Source organism: Paraburkholderia sp. RL18-085-BIA-A (genome assembly GCF_046027075.1).
Lineage (GTDB): Bacteria > Pseudomonadota > Gammaproteobacteria > Burkholderiales > Burkholderiaceae > Paraburkholderia.
Window position 1 is genome coordinate 1 of sequence record NZ_JARESU010000688.1, and the last position, 321, is coordinate 321.

Below are 321 nucleotides of genomic sequence, written 5' to 3' on the forward strand. Positions count from 1 at the left end.
CGCCGCTGCATCAACAGCGTGTTTTGCCGGCCAGCAGCGCTACGGCGGCAGGACCGAAAAGTTATGGAAGGAACCCACCATGTCTAGCAGATTGCGAACCCGAAAACGCACCCGACCTGCCATGTCGCCGCTGCTGCATGCGCTTACGTTCAGTCGGGCTGCACACGAGCCCGTAACGCAAGCAATGCTTTTGCAGTGCTACACAGGGTTGGACGCGTTCCGGCGAGGTCATGGCTCGCGCAAGCTGTTTGCGACTTTAGGCCGACAGTTACTCGTTGCCGAAGAGCTGTGTCGTTTCGGATATCGTCCAGACGAAATTGG

Annotated in this window: 1 pseudogene; it reads left to right on the forward strand. The window is 58.3% G+C overall.

Annotated elements, in window-relative coordinates:
* Positions 1-79: 79 nt before the first annotated feature.
* Positions 80-321 (forward strand): annotated as a pseudogene (locus P0D89_RS54400) (hypothetical protein); the annotation flags it as partial.